Origin of the sequence: Kribbella sp. NPDC058245 (assembly GCF_042882005.1) — a bacterium.
GTDB lineage: Bacteria > Actinomycetota > Actinomycetes > Propionibacteriales > Kribbellaceae > Kribbella.
The window spans coordinates 40,895-63,280 of record NZ_JBHVWY010000029.1 but is presented as its reverse complement, the minus strand read 5'-3'; the positions used below and the strand labels follow the sequence as shown (position 1 = coordinate 63,280).

General features: G+C 67.2%; 19 protein-coding genes. 11 read left to right on the top strand and 8 right to left on the bottom strand.

From position 1 onward, the window contains the following. Nucleotides 1-989 precede the first annotated feature (989 nt). Nucleotides 990-1,412, bottom strand: coding sequence for a hypothetical protein (locus ACFVWG_RS40555; RefSeq protein ID WP_391548857.1), 423 nt, complete (start codon nt 1,410-1,412; stop codon nt 990-992). A gap of 9 nt (nt 1,413-1,421) precedes the next feature. Next, a complete protein-coding gene (locus ACFVWG_RS40550) occupies nt 1,422-3,200 on the bottom strand; it encodes a sigma-54-dependent Fis family transcriptional regulator (protein WP_391548856.1) in 1,779 nt (592 codons plus the stop codon). A 103-nt stretch (nt 3,201-3,303) separates the two neighbouring features. On the opposite strand from ACFVWG_RS40550, the gene ACFVWG_RS40545 reads away from it, so the two are divergent. The 10 genes from ACFVWG_RS40545 (at nt 3,304) to ACFVWG_RS40500 (ending at nt 13,609) form a co-directional block, all read left to right on the top strand. Continuing rightward, nucleotides 3,304-3,531, top strand: coding sequence for a hypothetical protein (locus ACFVWG_RS40545; RefSeq protein WP_391548855.1), 228 nt, complete (start codon nt 3,304-3,306; stop codon nt 3,529-3,531). Nucleotides 3,532-3,625: 94 nt separating this feature from the next. Next, nucleotides 3,626-5,272 carry a hypothetical protein gene (locus ACFVWG_RS40540; protein ID WP_391548854.1) on the top strand — a complete coding sequence of 549 codons (1,647 nt, stop codon included), beginning with the start codon at nt 3,626-3,628 and terminating at the stop codon, nt 5,270-5,272. Nucleotides 5,273-5,275: 3 nt separating this feature from the next. Then, nucleotides 5,276-6,340 (top strand): NADH:ubiquinone reductase (Na(+)-transporting) subunit F, encoded by a 1,065-nt coding sequence (locus tag ACFVWG_RS40535; protein WP_391548853.1) that lies wholly within the window; start codon nt 5,276-5,278, stop codon nt 6,338-6,340. Further along, a complete protein-coding gene (locus ACFVWG_RS40530) occupies nt 6,337-7,521 on the top strand; it encodes an aromatic/alkene monooxygenase hydroxylase subunit beta (protein WP_391548852.1) in 1,185 nt (394 codons plus the stop codon). Before ACFVWG_RS40535 ends, ACFVWG_RS40530 begins: the two co-directional genes overlap by 4 nt. Continuing rightward, a complete protein-coding gene (mimD, locus tag ACFVWG_RS40525) occupies nt 7,518-7,892 on the top strand; it encodes a propane 2-monooxygenase effector subunit MimD (protein ID WP_391548851.1) in 375 nt (124 codons plus the stop codon). The genes ACFVWG_RS40530 and mimD overlap by 4 nt, the downstream gene beginning before the upstream one ends. Before the next feature lie 14 nt (nt 7,893-7,906). Continuing rightward, nucleotides 7,907-8,950: an amidohydrolase family protein gene (locus tag ACFVWG_RS40520; RefSeq protein ID WP_391548850.1), complete on the top strand. Its 1,044-nt coding sequence runs from the start codon at nt 7,907-7,909 to the stop codon at nt 8,948-8,950. Next, nucleotides 8,950-9,645, top strand: coding sequence for an iron-sulfur cluster assembly protein (locus ACFVWG_RS40515; protein WP_391548849.1), 696 nt, complete (start codon nt 8,950-8,952; stop codon nt 9,643-9,645). The genes ACFVWG_RS40520 and ACFVWG_RS40515 overlap by 1 nt, the downstream gene beginning before the upstream one ends. After that, nucleotides 9,642-10,667 carry an NAD(P)-dependent alcohol dehydrogenase gene (locus ACFVWG_RS40510; protein ID WP_391548848.1) on the top strand — a complete coding sequence of 342 codons (1,026 nt, stop codon included), beginning with the start codon at nt 9,642-9,644 and terminating at the stop codon, nt 10,665-10,667. Before ACFVWG_RS40515 ends, ACFVWG_RS40510 begins: the two co-directional genes overlap by 4 nt. A 35-nt stretch (nt 10,668-10,702) precedes the next feature. Continuing rightward, a complete protein-coding gene (gene groL, locus ACFVWG_RS40505; RefSeq protein ID WP_391548847.1) occupies nt 10,703-12,394 on the top strand; it encodes a chaperonin GroEL in 1,692 nt (563 codons plus the stop codon). A 12-nt stretch (nt 12,395-12,406) separates the two neighbouring features. Then, a complete protein-coding gene (locus tag ACFVWG_RS40500; protein WP_391548846.1) occupies nt 12,407-13,609 on the top strand; it encodes an ROK family protein in 1,203 nt (400 codons plus the stop codon). Between the two features lie 463 nt (nt 13,610-14,072). Here ACFVWG_RS40500 and ACFVWG_RS40495 read toward each other — a convergent pair whose 3' ends face one another. Together ACFVWG_RS40495 and ACFVWG_RS40490 are read right to left on the bottom strand one after the other, a co-directional pair. Next, nucleotides 14,073-15,767 carry a DUF222 domain-containing protein gene (locus tag ACFVWG_RS40495; protein ID WP_391548845.1) on the bottom strand — a complete coding sequence of 565 codons (1,695 nt, stop codon included), beginning with the start codon at nt 15,765-15,767 and terminating at the stop codon, nt 14,073-14,075. Between the two features lie 947 nt (nt 15,768-16,714). Beyond that, entirely contained in the window at nt 16,715-18,064 is a 1,350-nt protein-coding gene (locus ACFVWG_RS40490; protein ID WP_391548844.1) for an NAD(P)/FAD-dependent oxidoreductase, read from the bottom strand. A gap of 168 nt (nt 18,065-18,232) precedes the next feature. Between ACFVWG_RS40490 and ACFVWG_RS40485 the strand changes: the two genes are divergently transcribed. Further along, nucleotides 18,233-19,966, top strand: a complete 1,734-nt coding sequence (locus ACFVWG_RS40485) for an L-aspartate oxidase (RefSeq protein ID WP_391548843.1) — start codon at nt 18,233-18,235, stop codon at nt 19,964-19,966. On the opposite strand, the gene ACFVWG_RS40480 is transcribed toward ACFVWG_RS40485, so the two are convergent. The 4 genes from ACFVWG_RS40480 to ACFVWG_RS40465 are packed head-to-tail and all read right to left on the bottom strand — an operon-like array spanning nt 19,967 to nt 22,351. Continuing rightward, nucleotides 19,967-20,434 (bottom strand): nitroreductase family deazaflavin-dependent oxidoreductase, encoded by a 468-nt coding sequence (locus ACFVWG_RS40480; protein ID WP_391548842.1) that lies wholly within the window; start codon nt 20,432-20,434, stop codon nt 19,967-19,969. 49 nt (nt 20,435-20,483) lie between these two features. After that, a complete protein-coding gene (locus ACFVWG_RS40475) occupies nt 20,484-21,059 on the bottom strand; it encodes a hypothetical protein (protein ID WP_391548841.1) in 576 nt (191 codons plus the stop codon). 1 nt (nt 21,060) lies between these two features. Next, the gene (locus ACFVWG_RS40470) at nt 21,061-22,170 is read right to left on the bottom strand and encodes a DUF6286 domain-containing Asp23/Gls24 family envelope stress response protein (RefSeq protein ID WP_391548840.1); all 1,110 of its coding nucleotides are present in this window, start codon (nt 22,168-22,170) and stop codon (nt 21,061-21,063) included. Further along, on the bottom strand, nt 22,163-22,351 hold the full coding sequence (locus ACFVWG_RS40465; protein ID WP_132173446.1) for a hypothetical protein: 189 nt from the start codon (nt 22,349-22,351) through the stop codon (nt 22,163-22,165). The genes ACFVWG_RS40470 and ACFVWG_RS40465 overlap by 8 nt, the downstream gene beginning before the upstream one ends. Nucleotides 22,352-22,386 lie beyond the last annotated feature (35 nt).

Genomic DNA, 22,386 nt, shown 5'->3' with positions numbered 1-22,386 from the left:
ACGCCGGCGGGTTCGCGGTTGCTTGGGGTGACGGGCGTTGAGTCCGCGAAAATAGGGCGCTTTGGTGATCGGGCTGTACAGACCGACTGTTAGTACGCGGACAGAGCAGGCGTGCTGCAGCGTGACGGAGGCGCCGAAAAGGGCGGCTGGTAGGCGTAGTAACAGTCGGTGTGTACGCAACCGGCGGATCCAACTCAGGCGCCGGAGCGGCCGCAGCCCCGGCGACGCCGGGTCACCCACACATCGAGCAGGAGCCGAAAATGAGGAGATCTCCGCTCAAGTTGCTGGTTCTCCCCTCGTTTTTTGGGCTCTTCTGACCCATTCGTGGGTGGGTGCGGCGTACCGGTCCCCGTGTGGGTCAGTTGACTGGCGCGCTGGTGGGCTGGCTGGGCATTGTTCCAGCGTTGGCAGTAGGTGAACCGCGTGCAGTTGCTGGGGGTGTGGACAGGAAACGGGGGCTGTGAACAAGGCATAGCTTGTTCACGGCCCCCGTGGGGAGTGCGCACCCCCCGGGGCTGTATCCGGCGCGCCCCCGGGTAACGGACCTGGGTCACCGTCCAACCTCTCGTGCGGCTAGTCGTGCAGGTGATGCTGAGCGTGAAGTGTCCGAGCCGCGCAGAGTTAGACGGTGATGGCGGTCCACCCCGCCACCCCACACCCTCCCCCCTCCGCATCCTCCGGCCCCGGCGAGCACGGTGGGTTCAGTCGGCGCGCAGGACCAGCGGTCCGATGTCGAGTGGAAGGAGATTGCCGCCAGAAATCGATGTCCAGCAGCACAGTGCGTTCAGTCGACGACACACTCCCCACACTCGCCGATCACATCGCCCGAGACCCTGCGATCCGACTGCAACCCGCCGGTCCGACAACGCGCGAACCACCCGCACATACGTCACAAGAGCCGTTTTTTGAGCAGAGAAGGGTCAACCTGAACGGATAGCCCACCAAATTGCCGAGACCCCAGGCAGCGGTGCGATCAGCTGGCCGGACGGTCAGTTGGAGAGTTCAGCCCGCCTCATATCGAGCAGATCCGCGAGCTTGATCGACTCCCCGTCGCGCCCACCTTGACCGACCACGAGCGGCGGATCCGACGGCAGTACCTTTACTCCGGTCACCCGGGCGGCGAGGCTGGCCGTCGTACCGAGGATGTAGAAGTTGGCTTCGGTATCGACTCCGACCGAGCGGTTCTTGCGCAGGTACCAGCCGCTGATTCCGGTGCGGTAGCTCGTGCCGGAGCCGATCACCTGCGCCCGCAACGCCTCCGGCTCGACCCCACGCTCGCGGAGCTCGCGCACGAAGTCGAGCAGCAGCACCTGTGCTTGGGCCGAGTCAGCAGCCTTCCGCCGCTCGAGTGCGGCCGCCTGCTCGATCGACGCCTCACGACGCCGCTCCCGCCAGCTTGCTTGGTCCTCCACAGGGCCAAGCTACTGGATGCCGTAGTCGTGGATCTTCCGGTAGATGGTGGCGCGGGACATCCCGAGCGACTTGGCCGCGCGACCCTTGTGCCCGTCGTTCGCGAGCAGACTCCGGATGATCGCGTCCCGCTCCAGCGCCTCCAGCTGGCTCAGACTGCGCCGGCTGATCGCCTGCACCCGGGCCGGCAGGTCGCCGGGCGCAATCACGCCAGCACGCCGGCGTCGCGCGACTACCTGCTGCAGCACGTGACACAGCTCCGCGGTGTTACCCGGCCAGGGTGACCGCATGAGTTGGCGCATGGTGTCCGGGCCGCAGCTCAGCTCGCCATGACTCAGCCGGTCAAGGAAGTACGGCACCAGCTCCCGCACGTCCTCGATGTGGTGCCGCAGCGGCGGCACATCGACCGTCAACGGGAACAAGGTCAGCAGATCACCCAGATCGGGCTGCTCCCCCTCGTCTGGGGTCAGCGTGAGCACGACCCACGGCAGATTGGACGGTCGCCGCTCCAGTACGCCGTACAGCGCGTCAACGGTGAAGTCGATCATCCGCGCGTCGAGCCGCTCGGCGTGCCGCAGTACAAGCGTGTGCAGCGTGTCATCGGCCAGCTCGGCCTCGAGCTCGAGGGCGAACCCCGCCCCCGCGGCGTCGATCACGCGGCACGGACCGCCGTGGTCGTTCTGCTGATGCGCTGCCCGAGCCAGCGCGACCTTGCCCACTCCGCGCTCACCAGTCAGTACGACCCATTGCCGCGCCCGGCACGCGTTGTCGGCCTCACGGCTGCTGCCGAGCCACGCCGCGCTCCGGCCGACCAGGCCAGGCAGCAGGGGCCGCGACGGCGGCCGGTGACTCTCGATAGAAGGCGCCTGCCCCAACACACTGATCTGGATCAGCCCGGCGGAGCCACGGCCTCCGCCTTCGACCGGACGGCAGTTGATCCGCACCCACGTCCCGGAGGGCAGCTCCGCTGCAACAGAGTCCGTAGTACCGCGTGCGAGGCTCTCACCTGCATAGCCCAGTACGGCGCGTTGGTCGGCCGCGTCCAGGAACTGGCGGGCCTGCGCATTCATCATCAGCAGGTCGTCGTCGACCACCATGACCATGTCGCCGAGCCGGCGGCTGCTGTTGCGGTACGCCTGGAGCAGTGCCAGCTCGCGGGTGGAGCTGTCGGAGAGCATCGCCGCGCGGATGTTGTCGGCGGTCGTCTTGGCCAGCGCGATCAGCAGCGACCCGGCGTCCTTGCGCCAGCAGGTCAGGTCGATGGCTCCGACCGTCTTCCCGGTGACCGGGTGCTTGATCGGTACGCCGGCGCAGGCCAGGTCCTCGAGGTCTTCCGCGTAATGCTCGTGGCCGAAGACGTGCATCGGGCCGCCACCCTCGAGCGCCGTACCGATGCCGTTGGTACCGGCGAACTCCTCGGCATAGCTGAACCCCGGTGCTAGGTGGACCTTGTCCAGGTACCGGCCGAGACCGGCATCAGCCGTCAACCGTTCGAGGACCAGTCCGCTGCGGTCGGTCAGGATGATGCTGATCGCCTGGCCGTCGAGATTCTCGTGCAGCTGCTGGAGCACCGGGCGTGCACTACGGCTCAACGGCAGCTCGAGATCAGGGTCGGCGACGTACGGGAGGGCAATTCGGTCGGCGGGCAGCTTCCAGCGCTGCGAGCGCACCCAGGACGCGAGGATCGTCGGTCGCACGTCGGAGGCGCGGACCGGTTCGAACGTCAGGAAGTTCAGTCGGGCCTGCGCGACCCGTGGGCTGGTCTTGGTTGTCAGAGCAAGTTCGTCCACAGAGCCTCCCCACTGCACTCCTTTCGAGAGTAGTGCAGTTCGCCACATCTGCGGTCTCAGATTGAGACATCCGTTGCGTCCGGACAGCCGTCCGATGTGAAGCATGAGCGAGACCTATAACCCCTGGACCATCGTCCACGCGGTCTTCGAGCATCTGGCCGCCGCCGGCCTGCATCCGGTTCTCGGCAGCACCGGCAATCCCAGTGAGCCCGCGGCCGAGCTGCTGCGGGCCCTCGGGATCGATCCCGACATCCAAGGCGACGAGCGGATCGCCGTCGCCAAACAGGAACGCCTGGCCGAGCTCAGACAGGCCATGTTCGGCCAACCCTGAGAACGACGCAGCCGTGACCGCATCTCATTTTGAGACCTCGGTGCGGTCACGGCGGCGATCTACTTCAAGCAACCCCAGCGACGTAAGGAGTGCCATGAGTCGCCAGAGTGTGGCCAAGGCCCACCAGAAGATCCAGGAGCTGTCCTGGGAGCCTGCCTACCACGAGCCGGTCTCCCAGTACGGGACCGACTACACGTTCCGCAAGGCGCAGAAGAAGGACCCGCTGAAGCAGGTCCTGCGGTCGTACTTCCCGATGCAGGAGGAGAAGGACCACCGCGTCTACGGCGCCTCCGACGGAGCGATCCGCGGCAACATGTTCCGGCAGGTGCAGGAGCGCTGGCTGGAATGGCAGAAGCTGTTCCTGAGCATCATCCCGCTGCCGGAGATCTCCGCCGCGCGGGCGATGCCGCTGCTGTTCCGGACCGTTCCGAACCCGGAGCTGCACAACGGGCAGGCCATCCAGATGATCGACGAGGTCAGGCACTCGACGATCCAGCAGAACCTCAAGCGCCTGTACATGAACAACTACATCGACCCGGCGGGCTTCAACTCCAGCCTGCGCAACTTCCAGAGCGACTACTGCGGCACCATCGGCCGCCAGTTCGCCGAGGGGTTCATCACCGGGGACGCGATCACCGCGGCCAGTATCTACCTCACGATCGTGGCCGAGACCGCGTTCACCAACACCCTGTTCGTCGCGATGCCGGCCGAGGCCGCCGCGAACGGCGACTACCTGCTGCCGACGGTGTTCCACTCGGTCCAGTCCGACGAGTCCCGGCACATCAGCAACGGGTACGCGACGCTGCTGATGGCACTGGCCGACGAGGGCAACCACCAACTGCTGGCCCGCGACCTGCGCTACGCCTGGTGGAACAACCACCGCGTCGTGGACGCCGCGATCGGCACCTTCATCGAGTACGGCACCAAGGACCGCCGCAAGGATCGTGAATCGTACGCCGAGATGTGGCGGCGCTGGATCTACGACGACTACTACCGCAGCTACCTGGTGCCGCTGGAGAAGTACGGCCTGGAGATCCCGCACGACCTGATCGAGGAGTCCTGGAACCAGATCTGGAACAAGGGCTACGTGCACGAGGTCGCGCAGTTCTTCGCCACCGGCTGGCTGGCCAACTACTGGCGGATCGACCCGATGGACGACAAGGACTTCGAGTGGTTCGAGTACAAGTACCCGGGCTGGTACGACAAGTACGGCGCCTGGTGGGAGAACTACAACCGGCTCTCGAAGCCGCACGGCAACAAGCCGATCGTCTTCGAGGAGGTCGACTACGAGTACCCGCACCGCTGCTGGACCTGCATGGTCCCGTGCCTGGTCCGCGAGGACATGGTGATGGAGAAGGTCGACGGCCAGTGGCGGACCTACTGCCACGAGATGTGCAAGTGGACCGACGCGACCGCGTTCCGGCCGACGTACCAGGGCCGGCAGACGCCGAACATGGGCAAGCTGATCGGGCACCGCGAGTGGGAGACCCTCTACCACGGCTGGAACTGGGCCGACGTGGTCTCGGACATGGGCTTCGTCCGTGACGACGGCAAGACCATGGTCGCGCAGCCGCACCTGGACCTGGATCCGAAACAGATGTGGACCCTCGACGACCTGCGCAAGTGCCCGCCACTGGCGAGCCCGAACGTGCTGCTGAACGAGATGAGCGACGCCGAGCGCACTGCTTTCGCCGCCCGCTACGTCAAGGGTGGTCCCGGCGGACGTCCCGGCAAAGACTGACGGATGACCGGCAAACACGTCGTACGGTTCGAACCCGTCGGCATCGAGATCGAGGTGGCGGAGGATCAGACGATCCTCCGCGCCGCGGCCGAGCAGGGCGTGATGCTCATGCACGGCTGCAAGGAGGGGCAGTGTGCCTCCTGCAAGTCGTTCGTTCTCGGCGGTGACGACATCGAGCACGATCGGTACTCGACCTTCGCGCTTCCGGACTACGAGCTGGACGAGGGCTACACGCTGCTGTGCCGGGCGCACGCCTACGAGGACCTGACGATCGAACTGCTCAACTACGACGAGGAGATGATCCGCTCCGGGCTGCCGATCCAGGAGCGGGTCGCCGAGGTGGTCGCGATCACCCCGGTCACCCATGACCTGAGGCACCTGGTGCTGAAGCTGACCGGGGACGACGGCGAGCTGAAGTTCTTCCCCGGCCAGTACGTCGACATCGCCGTACCGGGGACCGAGGCCAGCCGTTCCTTCTCCATGGCCAACACCTCAAGCCGCGAGAGCGGTCAGCTGGAATTCGTGATCCGCATCTATCCGGGCGGAACGTTCTCCGAGTTTCTCGACCAGCAGCTGAAGGTCGGGGACCAACTCGAGATCACCGGCCCGTTCGGGGTCTTCACGCTGCGGGACAACCCGGGCGCGCGGATCGTGTTCGTCGGTGGCGGCGCGGGGATGGCGCCGATCCTGTCGCTGCTGCGGACGATGGCCGAGCGCGGGATCGAACGGCAGGCCACCTACTACTACGGCGCCCGTAAGCAGCAGGACCTGTGCTTCCACGACGAACTCCAAGCACTGCAGGAGACCCTGCCGGGCTTCCGGTACGTGCCGGCCCTGTCCGAAGAAGAGTGGGACGGCGAGAGCGGGCTGATCACCGACGTGGTCCGCAAGCACGAGCCGAATCTGAAGGGCGCGGACGCGTACGTGTGCGGCCCGCCCCCGATGGTCGAGGCCGCACTCCCGTTGCTCGAGGGACTGGGCGTCGTACCGAAGCACATCTACTACGACAAGTTCACCACGACCGGCGATGCCGGTGACCCCAAGGTGCTGGAGGCAGAGAGCCGATGACCACCACACAGAATCCCGCTCCCGAACGGAGCGTGCCGAAGCCGGTCTTCACCGATGCTGAGGCGGGCGCACGGGTCTTCCCGGACTCGTCGTCGCGGCAGTACAACTACTACAAGCCGCAGAAGCGCAAGCAGAGCCTGTACGAGGACGTCACGGTCGACGTCCAGCCCGACCCGCGGCACTATCTGAGCCAGGGCTGGCTGTACGGCTTCGCCGACGGCCGCGGCGGCTACCCGCTGGACTGGACCGCGCTCAAGGCGTGGGGCCAGGACAAGGAGTCCCCGCAGCGCGGCATCGGCAGTGGCGGGATGTTCCCGAAGGAGTGGCCGGCCACCGGCTGGCACGAGTTCCGCGACCCGAACGAGGAGTGGGAGCTCACGTTCTACCGGAACAACTCCAACGTGGTCCGCCAGGTCAACCAGAACATCGAGTCGGCCAAGCTGTCCAAGGCGTTCGAGCAGTGGAACCCGAACTGGGTCCGCTTCGTCGAGCAGCATGTCGGCGCCTGGATGCACGTCGACCACGGCCTCGGCCTGTACCTGTACGCGAACGCCAACCGGCGCGCACCCACCAACATGCACAACAACGCGATCTCGGTGAACAGCATGCACCGGATCCGGGCCGCCCAGGACCTCGCGCTCTACAACCTCACGCTGTCGGAGGAGATCGAAGGCTTCGACGGTACGGCGCACCTCGAGACCTGGAAGTCCGATCCGGCCTGGCAGGGTGTCCGCGATCTCGCGGAACGGCTGACCGGTATCGACGACTGGGCTGAGGCGATCTTCGCGGCGAACGTCGTCTTCGAGCCGCTGGTCGGCGAACTGTTCCGCAGCCAGCTCGTCCAGCAGGCAGCACCGCGCAACGGTGACTTCGTCACTCCGACAGTGATCGGCGCCGGTGAGCACGACTTCGCCGAGCGCGACCTGCGCTACACCACGGCGATGTTCGAGCTGCTGACGAACGACAAGGAGTTCGCGGACCACAACAAGGACCTGCTCCAGGACTGGCTGTCCACCTGGACCGCGCTCGCCCTGTCCGCCGCCCGCACCCTGCAGCCGCTGTGGTCGCAGCCGGACGCCAAGCCGCCGCGGTTCGAGGACGGACTCGACCGGGTGAAGAGCCGGTTCAGCGGGATCCTCTCCACGCTGGGCCTCGACGACCCGAAGGAGCTGACACTGTGACAAGCCTCAAGACCACGTCGGAGAGCCCGTTCAAGTCCGACAACACCGCGTCGAACAAGTGCGGCGTGACCCTGATGAACAACCAGGTCGGCGCGGTCGTGGCCGAGGTGATGAGCAGTCTGGACAACGTCACCGTGACACCCCTGCCGTCGATGATCCGGGTCGACGCGACCGGCCGGATGGACTTCGTCTACGACGACATCTCCGAGGCCCTCGGCCAGGAGCCCGGCTACTACGACGCGGCCGAGTTCGAGGAGAACATGTCCACCCACTACGGGCGGATGGTGCACCTCGACGACCGGACCATCATGTTCGCCAATCCCGAGGACGCGGCCGAGTACATCGGCTTCGACCTGTCCGCCACGCAGTAGAGGGAGAAACGCCCGTGTACGAGAAGAACGGTGAGAAGTACTTCGTGGTCGACAGCCACATGCACTTCTGGGACGCCGGGCCGGACAACTGGGTGCCGGGCGCCGAACAGTACGCCAAAGGCTGGATCGAGTGTTTCCACGCCTACCAGAGCCTGGGTCCGAAGGAGACCCACTGGACGATCGAGAAGTTCATGAGCTACACCGAGGACGACCTGATGAAGGACGTCTTCGAGGACGGCTACGTGGACGTCGCGGTCTTCCAGCCGACGTACCTCAAGGAGTGGTACGCCGACGGGTTCAACACCACCGAGAAGAACGCCGGCCTGGGCGAGAAGCATCCGGGCATGTTCGTCCACAACACGCGGTTCGACCCGCGCGACGGCGACACCGGCCTGGTGGAGCTGAAGGCGAACATCGACCGGTACAACTCCACCGGCGTCAAGCTCTACACCGCCGAGTGGAACAACGGGTCCCGGGGCTACAAGCTCTCCGACCCGGCGGCGTACCGGTATCTGGAGAAGGCCCAGGAGTGGGGCATCAAGAACGTCCACGTCCACAAAGGGCCCACGATCTGGCCGCTGGACAAGGACGCGTTCGACGTGTCCGACATCGACCACGCCGCGACCGACTTCCCGGAGCTCAACTTCATCGTCGAGCACGTCGGGCTGCCGCGGATCGAGGACTTCTGCTTCATGGCGACCCAGGAACCCAACGTGTACGCCGGTCTGTCCGTCGTCATCGGCGGTCTGATGCACGCCCGGCCGCACTTCTTCGCCAAGGTGATGGGTGAGCTGCTGTTCTGGGTCGGCGAGGACAAGATGACCTTCGGCAGCGACTACGGCATCTGGGAACCGAAGTGGCAGATCGAGGGCTTCGTCGACTGGGAGTTCCCGGACGCGCCGGAGTTCGCGGACTACCCGCGGCTCGGGGTCGAGGGCAAGAAGAAGATCCTCGGACTGAACGCGGCCAAGCTTTACGACATCAAGGTGCCGGATGAGCTGCAGCTCCCCGGTGCCACTCCGGCGGCGCCGGACGACGCGAAGCTGGTCACCCGGTAATGACGACAGTCGTCGAGCGGTCCAGGGTGCTGAGCGCCCTGGACCGCGTCCGGGATCCCGAGCTGGACGAGCCGATCACCACGCTCGGGTTCGTTGCGTCCTGCCATGTGTCGGCAGCCGGCGACGTCGCCGTCCGGCTCCGGCTCCCGACGTACTTCTGTGCGGCGAACTTCGCGTTCCTGATGGTCGCCGACGCGTACGACGTCCTGGCCGCCCTGCCGGAGATCCGCTCGGTCGACGTGGTCCTGGAGGACCACTTCGCGGGCGCGCAGATCAACGCCGGGGTCGCCGCCCGGGCCGGGTTCGTCGCGAGCTTCGACGGTGAGGCGGCCGCCGAGCTGGACGAGCTACGGCGCACGTTCGTCACCAAGGCGATGCTGGCCGGCACCGACCAGGTGTGCCGGCCGTTGGTTGCCTCCGGCACCGATCCCGCCTCACTTGCCGGGCTGACGCTGGGCGACGTACCGGAGTCTCCTGAGCTGGATCGGCTGCGCCGCCGGCGTACCGAGCTCGGGTTGCCTGTGGACGACGCTTCGCCGTTGCTGATCGACCCGGCAACCGGTGGGCCGGTAGCGGCGGCCGGGGCACCGAGGTACTTGGGTTTTGCTCGCCTCACCCGGACCGGGATCGAGGCCAACACCGGGATCTGTAGGGGAATGCTTGCACACCGGTACCCGGAGGAGGAGCAGAGATGAAGGCCGTTCGACTGCACGGATACCACCAGCAGCCGGTCGTCGAGGACGTACCGGAACCGGCCGTCAAGGGCCCGCTGGACGTGGTCGTCAAGATCGGTGGCGCGGGAGTGTGCCGGACCGATCTGCACATCATCGAGGGTCAGTGGGACGCTGCGATGCACCCGCCGCTGCCGTACACGATCGGCCACGAGAACGCGGGATGGGTCTCCGAGATCGGGTCCGCGGTGACCAACGTCGCCGTTGGTGACACGGTCATCCTGCACCCGACGCCGACCTGCGGGCTGTGCCGGGCCTGCCGGGCCGGCGACGACATGCACTGTATGGCAAGCACCTTCCCGGGACTCGACAGCGACGGCGGGATGGCGGAATACCTCCTCACCTCCGCACGCGCCTGCGTCAAACTCGACCCGGCTACGCGACCACAGGACGTTGCGGCACTGGCGGACGCCGGCATCACGGCGTACCACGCGGTCCGCAAGGCGATCCCGTTGCTGTGGCCTGGTACGACGGCGGTCGTGATCGGCGCGGGCGGTCTCGGGCACATCGGTATCCAGTGCCTGGCCGCGTTGACCGCGACCCGGATCATCGTGGTGGACCGCAATCCCGAGGCGCTGAAACTCGCCGAGCAGCTCGGCGCCGACCAGACGGTCGTTGCGGACGGCAACCAGATCGAGACGGTCCGGGAGCTCACCGACGGCGCCGGAGCACACGTCGTACTGGACTTTGTCGCTGAGCAAGGTGCGGAGCAGGACGGCTTCGCGATGACGGCGGCGGGCGGTTCGTACTTCGTGATCGGGTACGGCGGCCAGGTACAGATCCCGACCCTGGACATCATCTCCACCGAACGCAACATCATCGGGAACATCGTCGGTACCTTCAACGAGCTGGCCGAACTGATGGCGCTCGCCCAGGCCGGCAAGGTCACCCTGCACACCCGCACCTATCCCCTGGACGCGGCCGCCGAGGCGATCGCCGATCTCGACGCCGGCCGGGTTCGCGGCCGCGCCATTCTCGTTCCCTGAAACTTCGGCGCTGACTGACTTCTGGAGGGTTTTTCATGGCCAAGGAACTTCGCTTCGGCACCCAGGCTCGCGACCTGTTGCTGGCAGGGGTGGATCAGCTCGCCGATGCGGTGAAGACGACCCTGGGCCCCAAGGGCCGCAACGTGATCCTGGAGAAGATCACCGGATCGCCGGTGATCACCAACGACGGCGTGACGATCGCCCGGGAGATCTTCCTCAAGGACCAGTTCGAGAACATGGGCGCGCAACTGGTCAAGGAAGCCGCGATCAAGACCAACGACATCGTCGGTGACGGTACGACGACCGCCACTGTGATCGCCCAGGCCATCGTGCACGAGGGTATGACCGCGATCTCGGCCGGCGGCAACCCCGTTCTGGTGAAACGGGGTATCGACCTGGCCGTCGGCAAGCTGGTCGAGCGGCTGCGCGAGGTGGCGCATCCGGTCCAGAGCGAGCGCGATCTCGCCCGGGTGGCCGCGATCTCGGCCAACGACGACGACATGGTCGGCGCGGTGATCGCGAAGGCGCTGCACACCATCGGTGACGGCGGCATCGTCACGGTCGAGGAGTCGGCGACGTACGGGATGCGGGTGGACTTCGTCGAGGGATTCGAGTTCGACAACGGCTATCTGTCGCCGTACATGGTGACGGATCCGGGCAGCATGCAGGCGGTGCTGGAGGATCCGTACATCCTTTTGTGTAGCGAGAAGATCACCAAGATCCAGGAGATCATGCCGCTGCTGGACAAGATCATGCGCGCGCCGCGGCCACTGGTGATCATCGCGGAGAACCTGGAGGGAACCGCGCTCAGCATGCTCGTGCACAACCATGTGAACGGGCTCTTCCAGTGTGTCGCCGTTCGAGCACCTGGCTTCGGTGACCGGCGGCTGCACAAGCTGGAGGACATCGCCGCCATCACGGGTGGGGCGGTCTACAGCAAGCACTCCGGCTTCAACCTCGAGACGATGACGCTCGACCAGCTCGGCCGCGCGGACCAGATCCGGGTCAACGCGGACCGGACCGCGATCGTCGCCGAGGGCGGGCATGAGAAAGAGGTCGAGTTCCGGCTCACCCAGCTGCGGGCCGAGTTGGAGCGGGCGTCCTTCGGCGTCGACGAGGACGTGCTGACCGAGCGGATCGGTGCGCTGTCCGGACGGGTCGCCGTGATTCGGGTCGGTGCGCCGACACCGGCCGAACTCAAAGAACTTCAGCATCGCGTCGAGGACGCGCTCTCCGCGACCCGAGCCGCAATGGCTGAGGGCATCGTGGCCGGCGGCGGCATGGCCCTCCTCCATGCCGCGTCGGCTCTCGATGATCTGGACGTCAAGGACGACTACGCCATCGGAGTGGCGATCGTCCGGCGTGCGCTGCGCGAACCGGCGTACCTGATCGCCACCAACGCCGGCTACAACGGCGGCGAGGTCCTGGAGCGTACGTCGGCCATGGGGGTCGACGACGGTTTCGACGCCCTGGACGGTGTCTACGGGAACATGCTGCAGATGGGCATCGTGGACCCGCTCCGGGTCGCTCGGTCGGCGCTGCAGAACGGCGCCTCGGTGGCCGGGCTGCTGCTGACCACCAACACGCTGATCGCCGAAGAGCAGACGCCGTGGGGCGGGAGCGCGGCCCTGATGACCGAGTACGGCGCGTTGGACGAGGGCTTGCACCAGCCGTCGCCCGACTCGAGCACGCCGCAGTCCCTCGGGCTCGGCCCCTCGGTCGGATAGTAATCTCACGGGGTGCCCCAGGACTCCGGACGATCAGGTGACTCCTCGCTGCTGCGGAAGCTGAATGCCGCAGCAGCGCTGGAGGCCTTCCTGAAGGCCGAGTCACTGACCCCGCGGGAGCTACGCGCCGTTGTCGGCGTCTCCCGCCCAACGGCCGAGGAGCTCCTCGCCGGCCTGATCGCAGAGGGGCGGGTCGAAGAGACCGCTCCCCCGCGCCAGCCGGCCGCCGCCTCCCGGGGCGCCGGCCGGCCGGCCCGGCACTTCCGTTTCCGGGCCGAGTCCGGTCATGTCAGCGGTATCGACATCGGTGCGCACAAGGCGATGGCCGTGGTCACCGACCTGCGCGGCAACACCCTTGCGACCCAGCGCGTCGAGCTGGACCCGACGCTGGACGTTGTTGGTCGGTTGGCTGCCGCCATCGACATCACGCGCGCCACCTGGCGCGAGGCCGGTCTCGGGCCGGCGGAGATCACCAACGCCGCCTGCGGGGTGACCGGAGCGCTTCGGGCCGGTGAGGGCGTTCAGGACGTACGACGTGGTCCGATCGGTTCCGGCCTGGCGGTGTACTCGCTGCCCGGCTTCACCGAGGTCGACGTGGCCGCCGAGCTGTCGGCCGGGCTCGGCGTACCGGTTGCGGTGGCGAACGACGTGAAGCTGGCTGCCCTGGCTGAGCAGTGGAAGGGCGCGGCGCAGGGGTATCGCGACATCGTCTACATGTTCGCGGGACATCGCGCCGGTGCCGGGGTGCTGATCAACGGGCAGGTGCACCAGGGCCACCACGGCGCGGCCGGCGAGATCGGCACCTGGCCGGCGCTCGGTTGGGAGGCCGCGGTCGACCAGTTGCACGCTCGCGGTGCGGCGTTGGCTGCGGCTGCTGGTTTGCCCTCCGGTCGTGAGGGCGAGTTGGTGATCGCGTCTGCGGCTGTGCAGGATCCGGAGAGTCAGCGAGTACTGATCGAGTTCGCCGAGGTGCTGGCCCGCGGCGCCGCCGTACTGGCGCTGGCTGTTGATCCCGAGGTCGTCGTACTCGGAGGCGGGATGTCACGCGGCGGGGCGATCATCGCTGAACCGTTCCGGCGTGAGCTGGCCCGGCTGGCGCTGGTACCGATCGAGGTGATCAGCTCGACGATGGGTGCCGATTCGGTGGCGCTGGGCGCGGCCCGGATGGCGCTCGACACCGTGCTCGCGGACCTCCTCGCCGTACCGGGTGCTTAGCTCCGGTACGTCGTCACCCAGCCCTCGATCTGGCCGACGATCGCCAGAAGAACCTTGCCCGCGGCCGTGATGGCATACGTCTACACGATAAAAGCCCGCTCTGAGCAGATCCACGGCGGCTTCGGCCTGATCGAAGCAACCGTCCCCGGCGAACCCCCTGCCCACCACCCTCACCAACGAACAGGTCACCCGCTTCGCCACCATGTCCGCCCTGCTCCCTGTGTTACCGAGAGGACGGTGCTCACGAACCCGAGCACGACTCCACCGCCTCACCAGCACCTCCGGTACGGCGACCGCCAGCGCCAGCCTCGACCGCCGTGACCCGGTGTGTTGGCCCACCGCCTGATTCACGGCGCGACCCACGGCGTGCTCGGACTGGTGACCAAGAGCAGATTCGCGAGCTGCGGCCGCGCCTGAGCGATCCGCAAGGCAGTGACCGCGCGGAGGCCGGGGCGGGTGAGGCTTACGGTTCGGCTGCTGGGGTGGCGTCGGTCGCCCAGGGATCGGTGAAGCCGGGCACCATCGCCCTCAAGTGGGCGCTGAAGGCCTCGCGAGCGGCGGCCAGTTCCGGACTGGGTAGGCGGCTGGCGGCAGGAAGTCGAGCCGCCTGCTGGTACATCGGGTTGCTGCTGGCCCCGATCCCGCCAGCACCGCCCATGCGGTCAGGGCTCAGCCCATCAACTCGGCCGACCTCGGCGCTGCGGGCAGATCTGAACCCGTCGCCACCATCGTTGCCAGCCGGAGTGAACCCACCACCAGCACCACCGTCGTCTGCAGGCCTAGGGCTCCAGGGGTCGGTGGCAAGCCCGTCGGTACCGTCGCTGTGGGCAGGCGTGAGCCCTTCAGCGCCTGTGCTCGGGCCAGGCGTGGCCCAGTTGATGATGGCGGCTAGGTCGGCGAGTGCTTGGGGGCTGGTGCGGGGTGGTGGGTCGGCCCAGTCGGGGCGGGTGACGTGGACTTCGCCGCCGGTGATCGAGACCGCCCACTGACCCGCGTGGACCGCGCGGTGGTGGGCGGCGCAGAGCAGGACGAGGTTGTGGAGGCTGGTCGGGCCGCCGTCGGCCCAATAGATCACGTGGTGGGCGTGACACATCCACGGTGGCGCCTTACACACCACACAGCCTTTGTCGCGCTTGTTCAACGCCCGGCGGAGGTACCGGTTCACGAACCGCTGCTCGGTGCCGACGTCCAGCGGCTGCGAATCACCACCCAGCACGATCGGCAGGATCGCCGCATCACAGGCCAGCAACCGCACCGCCGAGGCCGACAGATTGCCCCCGAACACCATTTCACCGACCGCGCCAGCTTCACCGGTCGCGTCGGACCCGTCGTGTTCGCTGTCTGTACGGCGGAAGGCCTCCGGGGTGTTGGCGAGGACGGCGTTCTTGAGGTCGTTGAAGTCGATGGTGACGGTGATGTGCGGTACGCCTGGATGGTCGGGGTTGCCTGCCGCGGCGTCCAAGATGCCTTTGAAGGCGTCGACCTGGCGCTCGTCGAGGGTCCGCGGGTCGCGTTGTCCGTCGATCGTCTTGTGCGGTTTGGCTCCTGTGTGGATCTGGGTCAGCAACTGTTCGCCGCTGGCACCGGCCACGAACCCCGAGAACTTCACCCCACCGTCGACCTGCCGCAGCCGCAGTGACTCTTTCGCGCGCGCCTCGTCCTCGGCCGGTTCAGCACCGTCGGTGTCGAGTCGCGCCAGGACTTCCAGGCCGAACTTGGTGAGTTCGCGGGGGTTGGAGATCCGTGCGGCGTTGATCATCTGTTCTTCGGCGACCTCGAGTACGTCGACCGGGACCGTGGCGGGTGCCTTCTCCAGGGTCGTGACGATGACCTTGGCCAGCGCGGGATCCAGGACCGCGGGATGGGCCGGGTCGGTGGGGTCGGGCAGCGCGTCCACCACTGCCGGGTACTTGCCGAGGGCGGCAGAGATCTTGAGGTCTTTGCGGACGTCGGCGGGGTTGAGCCGGTATCGCTGTGACACGAGTTCGACGGTGTCGCGGGCGCCGAGTTCTTGGGCGGTGCCCGTCTCGTCCAGCCGCCCCGTGAGCTGCAGTTCGTAGGTGTTCAGCAGGGCCTTGGCGGCGTGCACGTTGTCGAGGTTGGTCAGCAGTTCGCTGCCGCTCTGCATGCACACCGGGCGCATCGCCAAGATCTCCATACCGAAAAGCATAGCCACGCCCACCGACAGTTTCCGGCCCGAGAACCCCTTATTTACAAGGGATGTGTGGGCAGTTTTGTGGGCTGATTGCGCACTCAACTTGCCCACACCTGCCCATGACGTTAGCCGGTAATTTTTGGTCACCTGGACCCGAAAAGTTTCCGACTAGCGCAAGACCCCCTCGAGCATCACGCACCTCAGCCACAGCCCGTCAGCCCCAGGCAACGTGCACCTCGGTCGCTGACCTCGCCATCCCCCTCAGCCATCTGCTGGGCGCGCCCGAAGGTTTCAGTGGCTGCCGCCGGCGGCCGAACGCGCGCCCGCAACTGGGGGCTTGAACAAGAAATGGGGGGTGTGGGCAGGTCATAGCTTGTTCACGCCCACCACAGGGGTGCACACCCCTCGACACGCGGCCAGCCATCCACCCCGACCAGACGACGGCTGCCGGGTGGGTTAGTCGGTGAGTTCTTCGTCGCCTGGACCCGAAAATCTCACCCATAGCGCAAACCTCGGGCATCACGCACCTCAGCCACAGCCCGGAAGCCCAGGCAACGCCCACCCTGGTCACCGACCGCACCATCCCCCTCAGCCATCTACCTGGCGCGCCCGAAGGTTTCAGTCGACCGCCGGAGGCGGTCGAGTCCCCTGCAAGCCAGGTAGGCGACTCGGCCGGCTATGTCTCGCTGTGGCTGAGCATGTCTGCGGCCGATCAAAAGACGGGTGGGCTGAGCGAGGCGATGGCTGAGGGGGATGGCGAGGCCGCGACCGGGGTTCACCCTTGCCTGTGGCTGACGGGCTACGGTTGCGGTTCAGGAAAGGCGCCGCGACGGATTCACGTTGCAGGGGCTGACGGGCTGTGGTTGCGGTCCGGGAAAGGGGGCTCTCGGCAACTGTTTGCGCTACGGCAACGCCTCCATTCTCAGCAAAAGAAGGTCCGCTCTTTCACGCTAGAGGTGGTTGGCTTTCTCGGTGGTGGCGTGGGGGTGTTGGTCGGCTTCGGTGGTGAAGGCGGCTCGGGGTTGCTGGACTGAGGCGAGCGAGACGATGTCGCGACCGTAGAAGACAGCTGCCAGCCAGATCGCCAGTACGCGGACCTTGCGGTCCCAGGTCGGTACGGCGAGGACGTGGTAGCCGCGATGCATGAGCCAGGCCAGGAAGCCCTTCACCACGATGCGACGGAACTGGAAGACGCCGGTTCCCAGGCCGAGGGTCGCCACCGCGCCCAGTGAGTGGTGCAGGTACTGCTTGGGCTCGCGACCGCGGAGGTTGGCGATCAGGTTCTTCGCGAGCAGCTTTCCCTGCCGTACGGCGTTCTGTGCGTTCGGCACCGTCAAGGCGCCGGGCACGTCCGAGGCGAGGTCCGGGATCGCGGCGTCGTCACCCGCAGCCCACGCATCCGGCACGATCTCATCTGAGGTTCCGACTCGCAGGTCAGGACGAGTCTGGATCAGGCCGCGCGCTGTCACCGGCAGGTCGGTGTGGCCGCGAACCAATCGGGTCGCCGCGTTGCCGGCCGTCCAGACGATCAGTTCGGCATCGAACTCCGATCCGTCCGACAGCACCACATGACCGTCGGCGGCCGAGACGACCGTGGTCTCGAGGTGCAGGTGACCGCCGCGACCCTCGAGCAGTCGGCGTACCCAGGCCCGCGGGCCGGCGGTCACCTCGGGCAGGATCCGCGACGTCGCCTCGACCAGGTGGAAGGACAGATCGTCACGGTTCAGGCCGGGGTACGACTTGAGCAGGCTGTTGGCCAGCGAGAGCAGTTCGCCGAAACTCTCCACACCGTTGAAGCCCGCGCCGACGAAGACCACGGTCAGCAGCCGGCGTCGTACCGGACCAGGCGGCAGCACGGACGCCTCGTCGAAGGCGGTGAGCAACCGGTCGCGAACCGCCACCGCCTCCTCGACGTGCTTCATCCCGATCGCGTGTTCCGCGATCCCGGGCAGGTCGAACGTCCGGGTGACCGCGCCGGCGGTCACCACGATCACGTCGTACGGGAGCTCGAAGTCGTCGCCGCTGACCGGGTGGATGGTGACGGTACGGCGGGCATGCTCGACCGTGGTCACCGAGCCGGCGACGATCCGGGTCCGGCGCAGGTTCCGGCGGAGCGAGATCGCCGCATGCCGGGCCTCGACCGAGCCGGACAGCACCTCGGGCAGGAACGGCTGGTATGTCATGTACGGGCGCGGATCGATCAGCACCACCTCGGCCTCACCGCGCCGAAGCTTCTTCTCGAGCTTCCAGGCTGTGTAGAAGCCGGCATATCCGCCCCCGACCACCACGATTGTGCGCACCGAAGTCCTCCTCCAGGAAAGCTGTCACCAGCTAAGACAGCGCATCGGCCCCCACTGTGACAAGCCCCACCGCCGATGTGACTGCCGTTACCTGATCGATCTGTCACGGTTCTGGAATCTGCGTGGTCAAGTGGTTGTAGAGCGCCGATGAGCCGAAGGAGACCGTCAATGACGATGGCCGAGCAGCAGATCGCAACCTCCGTCCTGGTGATCGGAACCGGCGGTGGTGGCCTGCGGGCCGCGATCGAGCTGGCCGAGCGTGGCGTCGAAGTTCTTGCCCTGGGCAAACGGCCGCGGAACGACGCGCACACGTCGCTGGCCGCCGGCGGGATCAACGCCGCGCTGGCCACGATGGATCCTGAGGACACCTGGCAGCAGCACGCCGCCGATACCTTGCAGGAGAGCTACCTGCTGGCCAACCCGGACACGGTCCGGATCGTCACCGAGGGTGCGGCGCAGGGAATCGCCGACCTCGAGCGGTACGGAATGCCGTTCGCCCGGGAGGCCGACGGGCGGATCTCGCAGCGGTTCTTCGGCGCGCACACCTACCGCCGGACGGCGTTCGCCGGTGACTACACCGGCCTGGAGATCCAGCGCACGCTGGTGAATCGCGCGGTTCAGCTCGGCGTACCGATTCTCGACAATGTCTACGTGACCCGAATCCTGGTCCGTGACAACACCGTGTTCGGCGCCTACGGATTCGACCTCGACACCGGTCGCCGGTATGTCATTCACGCTGATGCCGTGATTCTGGCGGCTGGCGGTCATACAAGGATCTGGCGTCGTACGTCGTCTCGTCGTGATGAGAACACCGGAGATTCGTTCCGGCTCGCGGTCACGGCCGGTGGACGGATTCGCGATACCGAGCTCGTCCAGTTCCACCCGTCCGGCCTGCTCGAACCCGAGAACGCGGCCGGGACGCTGGTCTCCGAGGCCGCGCGGGGCGAGGGCGGTCAGCTCCGGAACGCGCTCGGAGAGCGCTTCATGAGCCGGTACGACGCCGAGCGGATGGAACTGTCCACCCGGGACCGGGTCGCGTTGGCGGCGTACACGGAGATCAAGGAAGGCCGCGGTACGCCGAAGGGTGGGGTCTGGCTCGACGTTTCACACCTGCCGCGGGAGACGATCATGCAGCGGCTGCCACGGGTCTACCAGACGCTGCTCGAACTGCAGATGCTCGACATCACCCGGCAACCGATCGAGATCGCGCCGACCGCGCACTACTCGATGGGTGGAGTGTGGGTGCGGGCCGAGGATCACTCGACCGGTGTCGACGGTCTGTACGCGCTCGGTGAGGCGGCCAGCGGGCTGCACGGAGCCAACCGGCTGGGCGGGAACTCCCTGATCGAACTACTCGTGTTCGGCCGGATCGTGGGCGAGGAGGCGGCGAAGTTCTCGATGAATCGCGAGTCCCAGCAGCGATCCGCGGATGTGGTCGGAGAGGCGCGGGCCGAGGTGGACGGCCTGCTCGCGGCCGACGGCCCGGAGAATGTCCGGGCCCTTCAGAGAGCGCTCCGCGACACTCTCACCGCGCGCGCCGGGGTGGTTCGCGACGAGGCCGGTCTGCTGGCCGGCATCGACGAACTAGCCGAGATCGAGGAGCGCACGGCGCAGATCGGCGTTCACCCTGACATCGCCGGCTTCCAGGATCTCGCGCACGCGTTCGACCTGAAGTCCTCCGCGCTCGCCGCTCGGGCCACGCTCGACGCTGCCCTTGAGCGCCGGGAGTCCCGCGGCTGTCACAACCGTTCGGACTACCCCGACCTCGACGAGTCGCTGCAGGTCAACCTTGTCTGGTCCGGCCCCGGCGAGATCACGAGAGAGCGCATCCCCGAGATCCCGGCCGAGATCCGAGCACTCATGCGCGACGACATCTCCACCGACGGAAAGCTCGTCGAGTAATCAGGCGCTCGGGGTGAGGCGGACGACCGGGTACTTGCGCGCCGACTTCTCCTGGTACTTCGCGAACCGTGGCTGGGCCTCGACCACCGAGGCCCACGCCGCGTCGTACGACGAACCAGTCAGCCGCTCCGGCGTCACCGCGAAGACACCGCGACCCGGCAGCTCGGCCGTGGCCGCAGTGGGGTTGGCCAGCAGGTTCGCGTACCAGCCGGGGTGCTGACTCCCGCCGCCGGAGGCGACCAGCAACCATGCGTCCGGACCGTCCGCGAACCAGGCGACCGGGTTCTCCCGGGTCAGCCCGCTGCGGCGTCCGACCGTGGTCAGGACCAGCAGATCCATCCCCATCATCGTCGCGCGGCCGCGCCGGATCTTGCGGATCGCCCGCCCGTTCATCGTGCGCTGGAACCAGCGGGAGAGCGCTCCCGGCGTTCCCGGTGTCTTCGTCTCTTGCGTGCTCGTGTTCTCCATGGCTACGACAGTAGGGATGAGACCGTCGTACCCGCTTCTCGATTCCTGATCAGATCACGCGAGCGACGGCAACGGTCTTGTCGGAGCGAGCCACGCGGAGCCGGATCCGGGTACGGATCGCGGCCAGGCCGACAACGCGGGCGAGTTCGGTAGCGGTCCGGGCCGCCGCCGCGCGGACGACGTCCAGATCGGCGGTGGGCTCGATCGTGCAGGTCAGCTCGGCAACCAGTTGGCCGCGGTCGGCAACAACCTGACCGGAACCGTCGCGGATGCCCGGCGTACGGGCGAGCGCTTGAGCCGCGGCGTCTACTGCCGAATGAGCGTCGGCCACGAGCTGGCCGCTCCGGTCACCACCAGGCAGCGCGAACCGGCCGCCAACCCGTCGGGGCAGGTGGCGCGCGAGCCACCAGAGACCGAACAGGATCGCGATCACTCCAGCAGCACCCGTTGCCCAGGGCCACCATTCCGCACCGGTCGGATCGGTCCAGGGACCGGCCGTGATCCGGTCCGGTGCGGACGGAAGCTCGTCGTACTGCCAGGCGATCAGGAGAGCGCCGGCGGCGAGCAGAGAGAGCGCTATCAGCGTTCCGACCGTACGGTCGAGGGCAATCACTCCACGTCGCATGTCATTCCTCCCGTACGGCGATGCGCGTGCGCGGCGCCGGGGTGATGATCCGAAGGCGGTCGTCGACGACCGAGGTCACGTCGGTGGTGACGCGATCGCGATCACCGAAGGTTGTGACGATCAGGTCGACGCGCTTGCGCTTGAACTGGCCGGAAACCTCGGTCACCGAGTCGACGTGCCGGGCACTGTCGGCGGCCAGCCGGGCGATGTCCGTACTCCGCAGCCACACGAATCCGTCGGCCCCGTTGATCGCGTGATGCGTCCGGCGCCGGCGCTTGTACGTCAGCACCAAGACCAACAGACCGACAACCAACGCACCGATCCCGGCCCACAGCATCCACCCCGCAGGCTCCAACTCGAACCTGCGACCGAACCCGCGAGCCACCCATGACGCACCATCCATCAACCCGGAAGCAACAGCCATCTCCCGAATGGCGACACACCCGGCCAGGATGAGCACGAACGCTCCGACGATGCCGACCCAAACAACCGCCGCCCCCGCCACCGGCCGCTTGGCAGCCACCGCCTCGGACGCCGCCGAAGCATCAGCCGAGACCGAAGCGTCAGCCGAGACCGAATCGTCAGCTGAGAAAGGGCTCTCTGCGGTTTCGGAGGCGTCGATGGTGGTGATGGTGACGTCGGCCCGATCCACGCCCAGACCAGTGAGGTCTTCGACTGCCGTGGTGATCGCCTCGCGGAGATCAGCCGCCGTCTCGGCCAGCGGATTGGGCCACGTGATCGCGGTCTCCAGGGAGACCCGGACCCGCTGACCAGCAACCACCGCTCGCGCTTTCGGCAGCCCACGACCCAGTACGGCGGACTGTCGCGACACCGCGGGGTGCCGGCGGGCCGTGATCTCCACGATCCGTTCGACCGCCCGCTGTGCGATCTCGAGCCGGCCGCGATCGCCCCCGAATGCGATCGCGGACGGCTCCGAGACCCCCGACACCGGTCCGTCCACCGGTGCGAGTTCGTCCGGCGCGCGTCCGTTCGACGCACGCCCGTCCACCGTCGTTCCGTCGACCACCACACCTCCGGCTACCACACCTCCAGCCGGCGAACCGTCGACTGCCAGTTCGTCGGTCGGGCGCGGGGTGCTGGTGTCAGCCACGGTTTCGGCGGGAGAGGAGGTCGTCGAGTGCCTTGGTACCGCTGCCGTCGGACAGGAAGCGGCCGACGACGAGTCCCACCGCACCCAGCACGAGGGCGAGCAGGAAGCCGGGGAACCCGCCGGCCGCGGCAGCGATGGCGATCAACAGGCCGGCGAACAGGCCGATGGTCGAGGTGCTCACTCGAATCTCCTCTAGGGAAGGGTTCTGCGGAAGGG